The organism is Pedobacter sp. BMA (assembly GCF_001027745.1).
Classification (GTDB): domain Bacteria; phylum Bacteroidota; class Bacteroidia; order Sphingobacteriales; family Sphingobacteriaceae; genus Pedobacter.
In genome coordinates, this window is sequence record NZ_LECU01000003.1 from 56,245 (window position 1) to 70,747 (window position 14,503).

Annotated in this window: 12 protein-coding genes; 4 read left to right on the plus strand and 8 right to left on the minus strand. The window is 38.3% G+C overall.

From position 1 onward, the window contains the following. Nucleotides 1-34 precede the first annotated feature (34 nt). The 6 genes from AB669_RS04645 to pheT all read right to left on the minus strand — a co-directional run bounded on the left by AB669_RS04645 (nucleotide 35) and on the right by pheT (nucleotide 8,465). Entirely contained in the window at nucleotides 35-2,797 is a 2,763-nt protein-coding gene (locus AB669_RS04645) for a TonB-dependent receptor (protein WP_047798436.1), read from the minus strand. A gap of 150 nt (nucleotides 2,798-2,947) precedes the next feature. Then, nucleotides 2,948-3,463, minus strand: a complete 516-nt coding sequence (locus AB669_RS04650) for a DUF962 domain-containing protein (RefSeq protein ID WP_047798144.1) — start codon at nucleotides 3,461-3,463, stop codon at nucleotides 2,948-2,950. 115 nt (nucleotides 3,464-3,578) lie between these two features. Further along, complete coding sequence (rny, locus tag AB669_RS04655) at nucleotides 3,579-5,150, minus strand: ribonuclease Y (RefSeq protein WP_047798437.1); 1,572 nt, start codon at nucleotides 5,148-5,150, stop codon at nucleotides 3,579-3,581. A gap of 267 nt (nucleotides 5,151-5,417) precedes the next feature. Further along, nucleotides 5,418-5,708 (minus strand): cell division protein ZapA, encoded by a 291-nt coding sequence (locus AB669_RS04660; RefSeq protein WP_047798145.1) that lies wholly within the window; start codon nucleotides 5,706-5,708, stop codon nucleotides 5,418-5,420. A gap of 34 nt (nucleotides 5,709-5,742) precedes the next feature. Next, nucleotides 5,743-6,033 (minus strand): hypothetical protein, encoded by a 291-nt coding sequence (locus AB669_RS04665; protein ID WP_047798146.1) that lies wholly within the window; start codon nucleotides 6,031-6,033, stop codon nucleotides 5,743-5,745. Between the two features lie 32 nt (nucleotides 6,034-6,065). Continuing rightward, nucleotides 6,066-8,465, minus strand: coding sequence for a phenylalanine--tRNA ligase subunit beta (gene pheT, locus AB669_RS04670; RefSeq protein ID WP_047798147.1), 2,400 nt, complete (start codon nucleotides 8,463-8,465; stop codon nucleotides 6,066-6,068). 266 nt (nucleotides 8,466-8,731) lie between these two features. On the opposite strand from pheT, the gene AB669_RS04675 reads away from it, so the two are divergent. Continuing rightward, complete coding sequence (locus AB669_RS04675) at nucleotides 8,732-9,568, plus strand: endonuclease/exonuclease/phosphatase family protein (protein ID WP_047798148.1); 837 nt, start codon at nucleotides 8,732-8,734, stop codon at nucleotides 9,566-9,568. A gap of 41 nt (nucleotides 9,569-9,609) precedes the next feature. Here AB669_RS04675 and radC read toward each other — a convergent pair whose 3' ends face one another. Further along, nucleotides 9,610-10,308 (minus strand): DNA repair protein RadC, encoded by a 699-nt coding sequence (gene radC, locus AB669_RS04680; RefSeq protein WP_047798149.1) that lies wholly within the window; start codon nucleotides 10,306-10,308, stop codon nucleotides 9,610-9,612. 135 nt (nucleotides 10,309-10,443) lie between these two features. Beyond that, a complete protein-coding gene (gene rpsT / locus AB669_RS04685) occupies nucleotides 10,444-10,698 on the minus strand; it encodes a 30S ribosomal protein S20 (RefSeq protein WP_047798150.1) in 255 nt (84 codons plus the stop codon). Between the two features lie 322 nt (nucleotides 10,699-11,020). Between rpsT and purN the strand changes: the two genes are divergently transcribed. The 3 genes from purN to AB669_RS04700 all read left to right on the plus strand — a co-directional run bounded on the left by purN (nucleotide 11,021) and on the right by AB669_RS04700 (nucleotide 14,446). After that, on the plus strand, nucleotides 11,021-11,599 hold the full coding sequence (purN, locus tag AB669_RS04690; protein ID WP_047798438.1) for a phosphoribosylglycinamide formyltransferase: 579 nt from the start codon (nucleotides 11,021-11,023) through the stop codon (nucleotides 11,597-11,599). Nucleotides 11,600-11,721: 122 nt separating this feature from the next. After that, a complete protein-coding gene (gene purH, locus AB669_RS04695; protein ID WP_047798151.1) occupies nucleotides 11,722-13,248 on the plus strand; it encodes a bifunctional phosphoribosylaminoimidazolecarboxamide formyltransferase/IMP cyclohydrolase in 1,527 nt (508 codons plus the stop codon). A 175-nt stretch (nucleotides 13,249-13,423) separates the two neighbouring features. Beyond that, nucleotides 13,424-14,446, plus strand: a complete 1,023-nt coding sequence (locus AB669_RS04700; protein WP_010601761.1) for a rod shape-determining protein — start codon at nucleotides 13,424-13,426, stop codon at nucleotides 14,444-14,446. The last annotated feature ends 57 nt before the right edge of the window (nucleotides 14,447-14,503 follow it).

Genomic DNA, 14,503 nt, shown 5'->3' on the forward strand with positions numbered 1-14,503 from the left:
AGAATTAACATTTAAAATGCGTTTGTATTTAACATTAGAAGTTATAAGAAAACGATAGGGAGTAATTACTTCCTGGTTTATAGCTACTAATTGTTTCATCTGTACCATTAGGGTTATACTTTTTGTCTAAATCATTGTCATAATATTGCGTAATGCGGTTGTTGAAAATATCTCCTGCATTAAGTTTCAACTCGCCTTTGCTTTTCAATACTTTTAATGCCAATTGCAAATCCACTACATTTCGTGGTGCTTCCCACGTACCTGGATAAAGGGCTCCCCCAGCAACGGTTAATTTTCTACCCACCCGGTTATAGAGCGCGTTAAAATTTAACTTATTATCAAGGAAACTATGTTGAAGCCCGGCATTGATAATATACGGCGCTTGTCCAACCATTGGCCTAGATGTTTCGATCAAATTAATACCAGTATTATTCGTTTCTACCCTTGATTTAATAAACGAAAGGTTTGTGTAGAATGTAGTTTGCTTCAAGAATTCAGTATTTGCAATAAAGTCTAGGCTTTTACGCAATTCAAATTCAACTCCGTAAACATTAACATTATCAGAATTTATGAATGTGATGATTCTCGAAGATCCTGCATCACTATTAAATGATTCAATTGCATTATGGAATTTCTTATAAAAACCAGAAACTGAAATGATCTGACCTGCCTGTGGATAAAACTCAAAACGAATATCGGCATTATCAATCTTTGCTTCCTTTAATTTAGTATTACCTTGTTGCAAAGCTAATAACTCATAATCGTAGATAGATGATGCTGCCAATTCTCTGAATTCGGGTCTTGCAAGTGTACGATAGTAAGAGGCTCTTAAATTTATTTTTGGTGTTAAGCTATAAGTATAGTTTGCTGATGGCAATACATCCACGTAGTTATCATCAACTGATGTTTCTGGAGTAGGAACTTTAGCATCTAATACAACATTAAATTGTTCTACCCTTACACCCCACACTAACCTTGATTTTTCACCAAATTTATTATCCAACATCAGGTAACCAGCATTAGTCATTGAATGAGCTGTATAACTGTCACCATCCAAAGAAATGTCATCAAGCACATAAGCTCCACTGCTTATGGCATCCCGGCCATATAATGTCGCTTTTGGTCTTCTGTTAATTTCATCTTTATTTGCAGCATTCTGATTAGCTCTTAGTCCAATAAACCTGGCGTCAAATGTACGATCACGATAGATTGAATTTAATCCAGCTTTAAACGTGGCTACCTGACCAAACATCTTTAAAGGGCGAGTGTAATTAATCCCACCGCTATAATTATCTTCATTTAACTTTGAAAACAATCTTGAATTTTCCTTATTTACCTGATCGGTTTGAGCGATGAAAACATAGTTATTTGTACCGATATCAGATGGATTTCTTTGATAAATGATTTTTTTCTGATCTGGCTGATCATTTAATATGTTGGCATAACTTAGGGACCAATCAATTTTCGAATTATTTTCACCTAGCTGATGTGTACCCTCTACAGTAGATTTAAATAAAGACTTTTGCATCAAATCAAATGCATAGAATTGAATATCCCTATTTCTATCACTGTTGTAACCATTACGTTCCAGGTATTGGTCGTCATAAGTTCTGTTATAGATATTTTTGAAAGTGATTTTGCTTTTACCAAAGGTATAGGCAAAATTTGCCAGACCACCAATATTGGTCGAAAACTTATAAATATTATCACGATAATTCACATTTACATAATCACGAATAACATCGCTGTAAATGTTTTGAGCATTTCTATAAGTTAAAGAAAATAATGCACCCAATCTGTTATTGCTTTCTTTAAAATCTTTTACCCTTCCCAAAGTAAATTGATAATTCTGAGTAGGTAATGCAGTATTATTATATGTTTTCCAATCCTTTGGAAGATTATTCATAGCCCTAATTCCGTCTTCAGTACTTAGGGTACCACTTAAAATTCGGTTGCGAGAAGGAAAATTGGAAGGTAATGCTTTATCACCATTATCAAATCCTAGGTAATCGGTTGCAGTTCTTACTCCGCTTTTAAAAGTTTTGAAAGTTGAAGCTGTGTTATAACCTCCGCCAAGTCCTATGCTGATAAAATTACTATCTGGAATATCTTTTGTAGAAATCTGGATTGCGCCTCCAGTAAAATCCGCAGGTAAATCTGGTGTTGCTGTCTTGCTTATGATTAAATTATCTACAAGATTCGATGGTACGATATCAAATGAGAAAGCCTTACGATTAGGTTCGGTACTAGGTAATGACGATCCATCAAGGGTTGCTGTATTATATCTATCACCTAACCCTCTAATTACTACAAACTTATTATCCTGAACGGTAGCACCGCTTACTCGCTTTAAGATATCAGAAGTATTTCTATCAGGAGATTTTTTAATTTGATCACTTGCAATACCATCAGAAATTACAGCACTGTTTTTTTGTTTAGCATAAAGTGAATTTACAGATTCTTGTTTGAAGCTTGCTTTAACAACAACCTCGCCAAGGCTTTGTCCACTTGCTTCACTTAAATTCACGTTTAATGACGTTAGTGCTGGAGCTTTAACATCTATATCAGATATTTCCTTTGTTTGGTAACCAACATAGGAAAATTCCAGCACGTACTTTCCGGAAGCCATACCTTGCAGGTTATACTTTCCATCAACATCCGTAGAAACCCCTTTCGTTGTTCCTTTAATTTTAACGGTAACACCAATCAGGGTTTCGCCTGTTTTTTTATCTGATACTGTACCAGAGATTCTGCCGGTTTGAGCGTAAGCAGAGATGCTTAGAAATAAAACCAGCATTGTAAATGCCGATTTTTTTAAAATTGTGATTAAGTCCAATTTGCCTGTGTTTTATTTTAGGCAAAGCTATTACCACAATGTTAGCTGTATGTTAGATGTTAATTAAGCTTTGTTTAGCTAAATGTTAATTTAATGTTAGCTACTTCCGGTTTAGTATTTAATACCAGTCTTTTTGCAAATAAAGTGCAAAAGCCATATCGGACCTATTAACAGGAACTTAACATCATCCAGAAACGAGGGTTTCTTCCCTTCAATTTTATGACCTATGAACTGACCAGCCCATGCAGCAACGAAAATGACAGCATAAATAGCATAGGCAGTGCCACTTCCTAAACCTACAGCCTGTTCTATTTTTACAATGATATAGCTCATCAATCCAACTACCCAGATCATGAAGAAAAACAAGACCGGCGAAAGGGTATAGTAGTAATACAGACTAAATGCCAAAAGGAAAGATGCCCAGTTAAAATAACCGTTATAGCTACCCAGGAATCCGATATGAGGGAATGGAATTTGCCAAACCAGACCAAGTAAACTGAAAACTATAAGCGGTACGCAAACCCAGTGAACCAATTTGTTTGTTGGATTCTGGTGGCTTTCGGCATACTTATCAAAAAGTACATCTACCGGACGCGTTGGTTCAATCTGTATGGTTGATTTGCTCATAAAGCAAAATTATGAAAAAGCAAGCGAATCTGAGGCAAAAACAACCCGAATCTTATTCCATAAAAAAGGCGTTGAGCAATGCTCAACGCCTGATATCATTTTTACTAAAATAATCTTATTTCGCAAAAGCCACTGAACGGGTTTCCCTGATTACAGTCACTTTAATCTGACCTGGATAAGTCATTTCCGTTTGAATACGGGTCGAAATATCTGCAGCCAGCAATTCCGCTTGCGCATCTGTAATTCTTTCACTCTCTACAATTACACGTAATTCCCTACCCGCCTGTATCGCAAATGTCTTTTCAACACCAGGATAAGAAAGCGCTAATTCTTCCAGATCTTTCAAACGCTTGATATAACTTTCCACTACCTCTCTACGTGCACCAGGACGGGCACCAGAGATCGCATCACAAGCTTGTACAATCGGAGAAATCATTGAAGTCATTTCGATTTCATCGTGGTGGGCTCCAATGGCATTGCAGATTTCCGGATGTTCTTTATATTTCTCAGCCAGCTGCATGCCTAAGATCGCGTGAGGCAATTCCGGGTTATCATCAGGCACTTTACCTATATCATGTAGTAAACCTGCACGCTTAGCCATTTTAGCATTTAAGCCAAGTTCTGCAGCCATTGTAGCACAGAAATTTGCCACCTCGCGCGAGTGATGTAGCAGGTTTTGTCCGTAAGATGAACGGTAACGCATACGTCCTACCATACGGATAAGCTCAGGGTGCAAACCATGAATACCTAAATCAATTACGGTACGCTCACCAATTTCTACAATCTCATCTTCAATCTGCTTTTTAGTCTTAGCAACAATCTCCTCAATACGAGCCGGGTGGATACGGCCATCTGTTACCAAACGGTGTAAGGCCAATCGGGCAATTTCTCTTCTTACCGGATCAAAGCCCGATAAAATGATTGCTTCAGGCGTATCATCTACAATGATTTCAATGCCGGTAGCGGCTTCTAAAGCACGGATATTCCGGCCCTCTCTACCAATTACACGACCTTTAATCTCGTCACTTTCAATGTGGAATATAGACACCGAGTTTTCAATTGCAGCTTCGGTTGCGGTACGTTGAATAGTCTGGATAACCACTTTCTTGGCCTCTTTACTTGCTGTAAGTTTTGCTTCGTCAACAATATCTTTCACCTGCATCATGGCCTGTGTACGGGCTTCTTGTTTCAGGTTTTCTACCAGCTGATCTTTTGCTTCTTCTGCTGATAATCCAGCAATAGTTTCCAGCTGTTTTAAGTGTTGGTTTTTAAGTACCTCAACTTCTTCCTGTTTTTTCACAGCCAGTTCGGTCTGTTTTTCCAGGTTTCCTTTTTGCTTATCCAGCTCCTGTTCTTTTTTGTTGAAGTTTTCCATGCGCTGATTTACCGATTGCTCTTTCTGCTTCATGGTATTTTCACGCTGGTTAATGGCATTGTTTTTGGCATTTACTTCCTGCTCATGCTCAGCCTTCAATTGTAAAAACTTTTCTTTTGCTTCTAAAAGTTTGTTCTTTTTCAAGATTTCTGCATTGTTCTCTGCATCTTTTAAAATCTTCTTCACTTTGTTTTGAGCTGCAACTTCCTGCTGTTTAAGCAAGTTGCGCAATAAGTATCTACCTACTGCTATACCGATACCTAAGCCTGCTATAAGGGCAAATATGTATCCTAGAATTTCTGTTATCTCCATTTTGTTTTTTAAGTAAAAAAAAACCGCACCTAATTTTTCAAGTCCCAATAATTTTAAACCTCAACTAAGCATAATTGGGATTTAAGCCATTTTCAGGTGCCTAAGCAGATGAAATACGCCCTCTTAACCCCATAGATATTGAAGTGTTAAGTTTTATAAATTTTGAAACTCAAAAACTAGCTGCGGCTATATTTTTGTGCTAATATATATTAAAGAAGTCGTTAGGGCTTACGCCAGAAAAACGATTACTTTAAAAGAACGAACCTTTTATTTTGCAAAGAAACCATTGAGTAAAACATCCAATTCTTCGACTTTATCGGCAACAGCAGTATCCTGGCTTTGTACTTTATTTTCAGTTCTTAATACCGCAGTGGCGTAATGCAACACTGCCATAGAAAGAAGATCCTGCTTATCCCTAACCGCATAATTATCCTGATAATCTTTTATGCGCTCATTGATCATTTTGGCTGCCCGCCTCACAATTTCTTCCTCTTCAGTATTTACCTTTAAGGGATAAATACGGTCGGAAATGGTTATTTTAATCGAGATTTCTCCCATTTGTTAGCTTAGTTTCTGATTTCCGCGCATCATTTTATTTCTTTAACAATGCGATACTTTTATCAATCTCCCGCACAAAATCGTTAATTTTCTGTTTAATATCAAGTGATTTCTCACTTGTTCCCTCAATACTTTTTGCCAGTTTGGTAACCCTTAATTTCTCTTCAAGTTCTACGCTTTTAACTCTGGCAGTATCAAGCGCAACTTTTAACGATTGATTTTCAAGCCTTAATAAATCACTTTCTTCCTGCAAGGCACCACATAACTCAATTAACTGAGCTGTTTTTTGTAATACTTTATCTAATTGATCTGCAACAGAAGCCATGGATTTATTTTCTAAAAATACGAATTTATATTTTATTTCCTAATTTCTGCACCAGCTTGCTGCGTTAAATTCGCAATTAACTTCTGCATGGTATTGTCAATTTGCTTATCTGTAAGGGTTTGCTCCTCATCCTGCAAAATAAAATTTAATGCGTATGATTTTTTACCTTCTGGTAATTTATCACCCACATACACGTCAAACACACCTACCTCTTTAATCAGTTTTTTATCAGTTTTGAAAGCGATGCCTTTTAATGTATCAAAGGTTACGGCCTGATCAATCAATAAGGACAAGTCCCTGCGTACCTGAGGGTATTTCGAAACCTCTTTGTTAACGATTTTATTTTTCTTAACGATATCTAAAATAGCGGCCCAATCAAAATCGGCATAAAAAACCTCTGCATTCACATCAGCAACTTTACGGTCTGCTTTCGTAGCTGCCCCGAAATTAACAATCGATTTATCTCCGCGGAAATATTTTATTCCATAAGCGAAGTTTTCATCGTTCAAGGTATCGGTTTGAAAGCTTGATATACCCAAACGTGATACAATAGCATCTACTGCCGATTTTAAATTATAAAAATTAGCAGATTTAGAATTCTGATTCCATTGTTCGCTTTGCTTTGCTCCTGAGATTAACAGAAATAAGCGCGGACGCTCTACATACTTTTCATTGATGAGGTGATAGGTTTTACCAAACTCATAAAACTTTACATCTGCGTTTTTACGGTTCTGATTATAAGCCACACTCTCCAGTATTGGCATCAATAAGTTTTGACGCATTACATTCAAGTCGCTGCTCAAAGGATTTAAGATGAATACTGCTTCATCCAGATTTTTTGAGTAAGCTGATCTGGTTAAAGAGTTACACATAATTTCCGCATAACCATTGGCGGTAAGCATATCTGCAATTACGTTATGGGTATTCTCTTTCTCTGGTTTGATGCTGTAAGAAAGTGATGCATTTACCTTCGATGGAATCTCAATATTATTGTAACCGTAAATACGCAGCACTTCCTCTGTAATGTCACATTCACGGGTAACATCAACTTTAAATGAAGGAACCCTCAATGCCAGCGTATCTTCAGAAGTACTGGTTGCCGTAATGCCCAGCGCAGTAATAATGTGTTTAATTTCGGTAGCAGGAATATTAGCTCCGATTAACTTATTGATATTGGTATAACTCACCTCGAACTCAAACGGGCGGATGTGGTTTGGATAAATATCAGATACTGATGATGAAATTTCACCACCTGCAATTTCCTTAATTAAAAGTGCTGCATATTTAAGCGCTGTAACGGTAATTTCAGGATCTGTTCCACGCTCGAAGCGGAAAGAAGCATCAGTTTTTAACCCATGTCTTTTTGCTGTTTTACGAACAGAAACTGAATTGAAATAAGCGCTCTCCAGGAAAATGTTTTTAGTCTCCGTGTCAACGCCCGATGTTTTACCGCCAAAAACACCTGCAATACACATTGGCCCGTCTGCATTGCAAATCATTAAATCATCTGCACTCAGCTTGCGTTCTACATCATCTAAAGTAATAAAAGGTGTTGCTTCGGATACTTTTTTAACAAGAACCTTGCCGCCGGTGATTTTATCTGCATCGAAGGCATGCAGTGGCTGACCTAAGCCGTGTAGTACATAATTGGTAACGTCAACAACGTTATTAATAGGACGAAGACCAATTACTTTTAATTTATCTTTTAGCCATTCTGGCGATTCGCATACAGTTACGCCAGAAATGGTTAGGCTACTATAACGTGGACAAGCGGCTGAGTCTTCCACTTCCACTGGGATAACCAAATTTTCATTATCTGTTTTGAAAGCTGACAGATCTGGCATTTCATACTCGCTTCTGAAATAAGCAGCCAAATCTCTGGCTACCCCCAGGTGTGAGGCTGCATCAGCACGGTTTGGTGTTAAACCAATCTCAAATATAAAATCATCCTCCATTTGAAAGTGATCTTTTGCCCTGATGCCAACTTCGGTATCCTCAGCCAGAATCATAATGCCATCGTGAGATTTACCTAAACCAATTTCATCCTCAGCACATATCATTCCCTGAGAAAGCTCTCCCCTGATTTTGGATTCTTTGATTTTGAACGGCTCGCCTTCCAATGGATAAACTGTAGTACCTACAGTTGCCACCACCACTTTTTGTCCGGCACCGACATTAGGTGCACCACAAACAATCTGGAGATTCTCTTTTCCGCCAACATTTACCGTAGTGATACGCAAACGATCAGCGTTAGGGTGCTGAACGCAGGTTAAAACCTCGCCAATAACCAGGCCTTCCAAACCACCCACTACAGGCTGAACCTGCTCTACGCTTTCTACCTCTAAACCTACGTTGGTTAAAATTAACGAAAGTTCCTGCGGCGTTTTATCTATTTGAACGAATTGCTTTAACCAGTTGTATGATATTTTCATCTATTTAGATTTGAGATTCCAGATGTCAGATTGGAGATCAAAAGCGCTGCTATCTGTTTCCGGAATTATAAAACGCAAAGATATTATTTAAAGGTCAAAGCAGAAAACCAAACGGGGAAAGTTGATGTAATAAAATGCAACGGATAAAAGAAACCTGCTTTTAACGATTTTTCTTACCACCGAAAATCAATGGTTGTTCAGCCAAAACTTAAAACTGTGTTAATATGAAATGTTTAATATTGCCGACTTATAAAACAGTATAACCCATGAGAATTTTTAAACCCCTGCTTTCCCTGCTACTGATTTCTACAGTTGCGCTGGCACAAAAAAAAGGTGCCCCTATTAATATCATTTCCTACAATATCCGTTTAAATGTAGCCTCAGATGGCATAAATGCCTGGCCAAACCGTAAAGATGACGTAAAGGCACTGGTTAAATTTCATGATGCCGATATCCTGTGTGTTCAGGAAGCTTTGCCTGAGCAATTCGACGCGCTGCTTGAAAAATCTAATTTTGATGTGGTAGGTGTTGGCCGTGAAGACGGGAAGCGTAAAGGCGAATTTTCTGCTGTATATTTCAATAAAGATCGCTTTACAAAAAAAGACGGAGGAACTTTCTGGCTTTCTACCACCCCTGACGTTCCTTCTAAAGGTTGGGATGCGGCCCTGAACAGGGTATGCAGCTGGGTGAGGCTATTCGATAAAACCAACAAAAAAGATTTTCTGGTATTCAATACCCATTACGATCATATCGGCGTACAGGCCAGAATTGAATCAGCTAAACTATTAAAACAAAAGATCCAGCAGATTGCACCAACCTTACCCGTGGTATTTACAGGCGACTTAAACGTTACGCCCGACACTGAAGCGATAGCCACAATAAAATCTTTCCTGTCCGACGCGAAAGAGGTGAGTGAAGAACCTGCATACGGACCAACGGGAACATTTAATGCTTTTAATTTCAACAGCGATCTGAAAGATAAAATTGATTACATTTTCGTAAACAAAGGCTTTAAGGTTCAAAAATTCGCTGTGCTTAGCGACAGCAAAAATAAACGATACCCATCAGACCATTTACCTGTTTTCGCAAGACTATGGTTTTAAACCGTTCCCTGTAAATATGAACCTGCCTAATTCATTCAGCTTTATAGCAAGCCTTCATCCTTATAACTATAATAATGCTGATTGGCAAAGATGACATGATCAATTACATAAAGACCCAGCATCAGGCCGGAGGCAACCAAATCACGTGTGAGTTTGTTGTCTCTGTCGCTGGGTTTTAAATTGCCTGAAGGATGGTTATGGGCCAGAACGATATTGGCAGCGTTATTTTCAAGCGCAACTTTAAAGATGATTTTCGGATCTGCAACTGTGCCGGCCTGCCCCCCTTTGCTGATGAGGTGCTTACCAATAATATGGTTGGAACGATTGAGCAACAAAATCCAGAACTCTTCATGATTGAGATCTCTGAAGGTCTGGTAAAGAAACTTATGCACATCGCTGGATGCGGTAACCTGTGTGAGCTGTTCATCATGACTTTCCCTTCTTCTTAAACCAAGCTCCAACCCTGCAACTATTGAAATGGCCTTAGCTTCACCAATTCCTTTAAATTTAGAAAGTTCAGGAACAGATGCCTTACCTAACTTACTCAGATTGTTTTCATAGAAAGCGAGAATCCGTTTACTAAGATCCACAGCTGTTTCATGTTTATTACCTGATCCAATTAAAATTGCAATCAATTCCGCATCAGTTAAATGTCTCCTTCCGTTAAGCAGCAGTTTTTCACGTGGGCGGTCTTCCTCAGCCCACAGTTTTATCCCGAGTTTTTGATCGTAATATTCCATAAATTTTCAGACAAAAAAAAGCATCCCAACTGTTGGCTGGGATGCTTTCACTAATATCGTAAAAATAAATTATTTAACCTACAAAAAAAACGGCACTGATAAAATCAATGCCGTTCCTTATATCATAAAAGTAGACTATGCTAAACCGTTAACGAATTTCGTTAATTTCGATTTGTTGTTAGCTGCTTTGTTTTTGTGGATAATGTTCTTTTTAGCTAAACGATCTAACATAGAGATTACTTTAGGCAATAAATCTGTTGCAGATTTTTTATCTTCTGCAGCACGTAATCTTTTGATGAAAGTACGTGTAGTTTTTGCCTGATATCTGTTACGTAAACGTTTTGTTGCGTTTGCTCTAATTCTTTTTAATGAAGATTTATGATTTGCCATTTCTATTTAGCCTTTTATTTTTCTTATTCGTTTCCTTTAATTCGGGTTGCAAATATAGAGTTAATCTTTTTAAAACACAAAACAATTTTGTTTTTTTATTAAATAAAATAACCCCCTCATTGCGAGGCACAAAAATACATTAAATTTCGCATTTATACCACTTTAGCCCGGTAATAAAAAAGAAAGTGCTAACATCAAAACCAAAGCCGAACCTTTTCAAATGATTACCCGCAAAATTCCATACAACCCAAAGGCAATAAAAATCGGCTTCGATAACAAAAACATACCTAAAAATACTATTTTTGGAGAAAACGATTATCGAGTGAAAAAACGAATAGCCATCTTCGCTTCTGGTTCAGGGTCGAATGCCCAAAAACTGATGGAGCATTTTAAAAGAAGCAATGAAATAGAAATCGCATTGGTACTCACCAATAATCCCGACGCCTATGTGCTTCAGAGAGCCGATAATTTTGAAATCCCCAGTCACATTTTCGACAGGTATGAATTTACAAAAACTGATGAAGTAATCGACCTGCTCAAAAATCTTGATATTGATTTTATTGTATTAGCAGGTTTTCTATGGCTTATTCCGAAAAACCTGATTGCCGCATACCCTGGCAGAATTGTAAATATCCACCCCGCCATTTTACCAAAGTTTGGAGGCAAAGGCATGTATGGCGATCATGTTCATAATGCGGTTATTGCAGCAGGTGAAAGTGAAGGCGGTATTACCATTCATTATGTTGATGAAAACTACGATGAAGGGGAATACATTTATCAGGCTAAATATAAAATCGATAAGAGTGACAACCTCGAGATGGTTAAATTTAAAGGCCAGCAGCTGGAACACCTTCACTACCCAAGGGTGATAGAAACGCTGGTAAAAAAAGTTAAAAAATAAATAAGTAACCGCGTAAAAAACATATCAGCGTAATACAATAAAACACACGCTTTTTTTACCGGGAAACATTATAAAAAAACAATACTGTTTTACTACCTTTGCGGCTCAAAATTTACAGTAGAATGAGTCAACCCATTAAAATCAAAAACGCTTTAATTTCAGTATATTATAAAGATGGTTTAGCACCATTGGTAAAATTATTGGCCGCCCAAGGTGTCCGGTTATTCTCTACCGGTGGAACAGAACAATTCATCAAAGATTTAAATTTACCAGTTACGGCTGTTGAAGATTTAACAGGTTATCCATCTATTTTAGGTGGCCGCGTTAAAACATTACACCCAAAAGTTTTTGGTGGCATCTTAAATCGCAGAGGTTTAGCGGGCGATCAGGAGCAAATTGCAGAATATGAAATCCCTGAGATTGATTTAGTAATTGTTGACCTGTACCCTTTCGAAGAAACCGTAAAAGCTGGTGGAACACCTGACGAAATCATCGAAAAAATCGATATTGGTGGTATCTCGCTAATCCGTGCAGCTGCAAAAAACTTCAATGATGTTGTAATCCTTGCTTCAAAGAACGACTACCCTACTCTACAGGTTCAACTGGAAGAACAAAATGGCGAAACTACTTTGGCTCAGCGTAAAGCTTATGCAAAAAAAGCATTCCATACCTCGTCTCATTACGATACAGCCATCTTCAATTACTTTAACGAAGAAGAACCACTTGATGTTTTCAAACAAAGTGTGGCTGAAGCCAAAACCTTGCGTTATGGTGAAAACCCTCATCAAGGTGCAGTATTCTATGGTGATTTAGATGCCATGTTTACCAAATTAAACGGAAAAGAACTTTCATATAACAATCTGGTTGACGTTGATGCGGCTGTAGCTTTAATTGATGAGTTTGAAGATCCTACCTTTGCCATCTTAAAACACACGAATGCCTGCGGTATCGCTTCACGCCCAACGGTTAAGCAAGCATGGATTGATGCATTAGCCTGCGATCCTGTTTCCGCTTTTGGTGGTGTATTGATTACCAACGTTGAGGTTGATCTGGCAACGGCAGAAGAAATCAACAACTTGTTTTTCGAAGTATTAATTGCACCTTCTTACCAGCCAGAAGCTATTGAGTTGTTCAGCAAAAAGAAAAACCGCGTTATTTTGCAACGTAATGATGTTGAGTTGAGCAAAAAACAATTTAAGACCTTATTAAACGGAGTGATTGAGCAGGATAAAGATTTAATTATCGAAGGACCTGAGCAAATGACTGCTGTAACTGAAAAAGCACCCACAGCGCAGGAATTAAAAGACTTACATTTCGCTAATAAAATTGTAAAACATACCAAATCGAACACCATTGTATTGGTTAAAGATGATGTACTGATTGCGAGTGGCGTTGGTCAAACTTCACGTGTTGATGCCTTGAGACAAGCCATCGAAAAAGCAGCTTCATTTGGCTTTAGCGTGAAAGGAAGTGCAATGGCATCCGATGCCTTCTTCCCTTTCCCTGATTGCGTAGAGATTGCTGCCGATGCAGGCATTACTGCAGTACTGCAGCCGGGTGGTTCCATCAAAGATGCTGATTCAGTAGCGAAAGCGAATGAAAAAGGCATTTCAATGGTAACAACCGGAGTAAGACACTTTAAGCACTAGTATTATGCTGATGCAGAAAGATTAAGGCATATAGCCCATTGCTGTCACCTTTAGTCTTTCTGATTGTTCTTTTAGCTTATTCGCTAAAGAAAATAATACTTAAAGCAATAAAAAAGCTATTTTTACATTTAAGAATAGGTAGATATTTAACTATTTAAGAAATCATAACTCATACATGGGATTATTCAACTGGTTTACGCAAGAAGTGGCCATCGACTTAGGCACTGCGAATACCCTGATTATACATAACGACAAAGTAGTGGTGGATGAACCATCAATCGTTGCTTTCGATCGTACAACAAATAAAGTTATTGCTATTGGCCGTCAGGCTATGCAAATGGAGGGTAAAACCCACGATAATATTAAAACTGTTCGTCCGCTAAAGGATGGGGTTATTGCTGATTTCAACGCTGCAGAGGCAATGATTAAAGGGATGATCCGTATGCTTAATGGCGGTAAAGGATGGATGTTTCCATCTTTGCGAATGGTCATCTGTATTCCTTCGGGGATTACTGAAGTAGAGAAACGTGCTGTGCGCGACTCTGCTGAAATTGCAGGCGCTAAAGAAGTTTACCTGATCCATGAGCCAATGGCAGCCGCTGTAGGTATTGGTATCGACGTAGAAGAGCCTATGGGTAACATGATTATCGATATCGGCGGTGGTACAACTGAAATTGCGGTTATCGCATTATCGGGTATTGTGTGCGATCAGTCTATCCGCGTGGCGGGAGACAACTTTGACTCTGATATCGTAAATTATATCCGTCGTCAGCATAACATTATGATTGGTGACCGTACCGCAGAGAAAATTAAAATTGAAGTAGGTGCTGCTTTACCTGAATTACAGGATGCGCCAGCAGATTTTGCTGTTCAGGGCCGTGATTTGATGACTGGTGTTCCAAAACAGATTACCGTATCCTATACAGAAATTGCCCACTGCCTGGATAAATCAATTTCTAAAATTGAAGAAGCAATCCTAAAAGCATTAGAGATTACGCCTCCGGAACTTTCAGCAGATATTTACCAAACCGGTATTTATTTAACGGGTGGTGGTGCACTATTAAGAGGTTTGGATAAACGTGTTGCTGCTAAAACCAAACTACCCGTTCACGTAGCCGAAGATCCACTTCGTGCGGTTGTTCGTGGTACAGGTATCGCCCTTAAAAACATTGGCGGTTATAAATTCTTAATGCAGTAATCAGATGTGAAAAGTAAGATATGAGATTTTAGAAAAAATTCTGAATCTCATATCTCC

Coding starts and splice junctions, on each gene's coding strand:
- AB669_RS04645 (WP_047798436.1), bottom strand. CDS start 2,797: ATGCTGGTTTTATTTCTAAGCATCTCTGCTTACGCTCAAACCGGCAGA.
- AB669_RS04650 (WP_047798144.1), bottom strand. CDS start 3,463: ATGAGCAAATCAACCATACAGATTGAACCAACGCGTCCGGTAGATGTA.
- rny (WP_047798437.1), bottom strand. CDS start 5,150: ATGGAGATAACAGAAATTCTAGGATACATATTTGCCCTTATAGCAGGC.
- AB669_RS04660 (WP_047798145.1), bottom strand. CDS start 5,708: ATGGGAGAAATCTCGATTAAAATAACCATTTCCGACCGTATTTATCCC.
- AB669_RS04665 (WP_047798146.1), bottom strand. CDS start 6,033: ATGGCTTCTGTTGCAGATCAATTAGATAAAGTATTACAAAAAACAGCT.
- pheT (WP_047798147.1), bottom strand. CDS start 8,465: ATGAAAATATCATACAACTGGTTAAAGCAATTCGTTCAAATAGATAAA.
- AB669_RS04675 (WP_047798148.1), top strand. CDS start 8,732: ATGAGAATTTTTAAACCCCTGCTTTCCCTGCTACTGATTTCTACAGTT.
- radC (WP_047798149.1), bottom strand. CDS start 10,308: ATGGAATATTACGATCAAAAACTCGGGATAAAACTGTGGGCTGAGGAA.
- rpsT (WP_047798150.1), bottom strand. CDS start 10,698: ATGGCAAATCATAAATCTTCATTAAAAAGAATTAGAGCAAACGCAACA.
- purH (WP_047798151.1), top strand. CDS start 11,722: ATGAGTCAACCCATTAAAATCAAAAACGCTTTAATTTCAGTATATTAT.
- AB669_RS04700 (WP_010601761.1), top strand. CDS start 13,424: ATGGGATTATTCAACTGGTTTACGCAAGAAGTGGCCATCGACTTAGGC.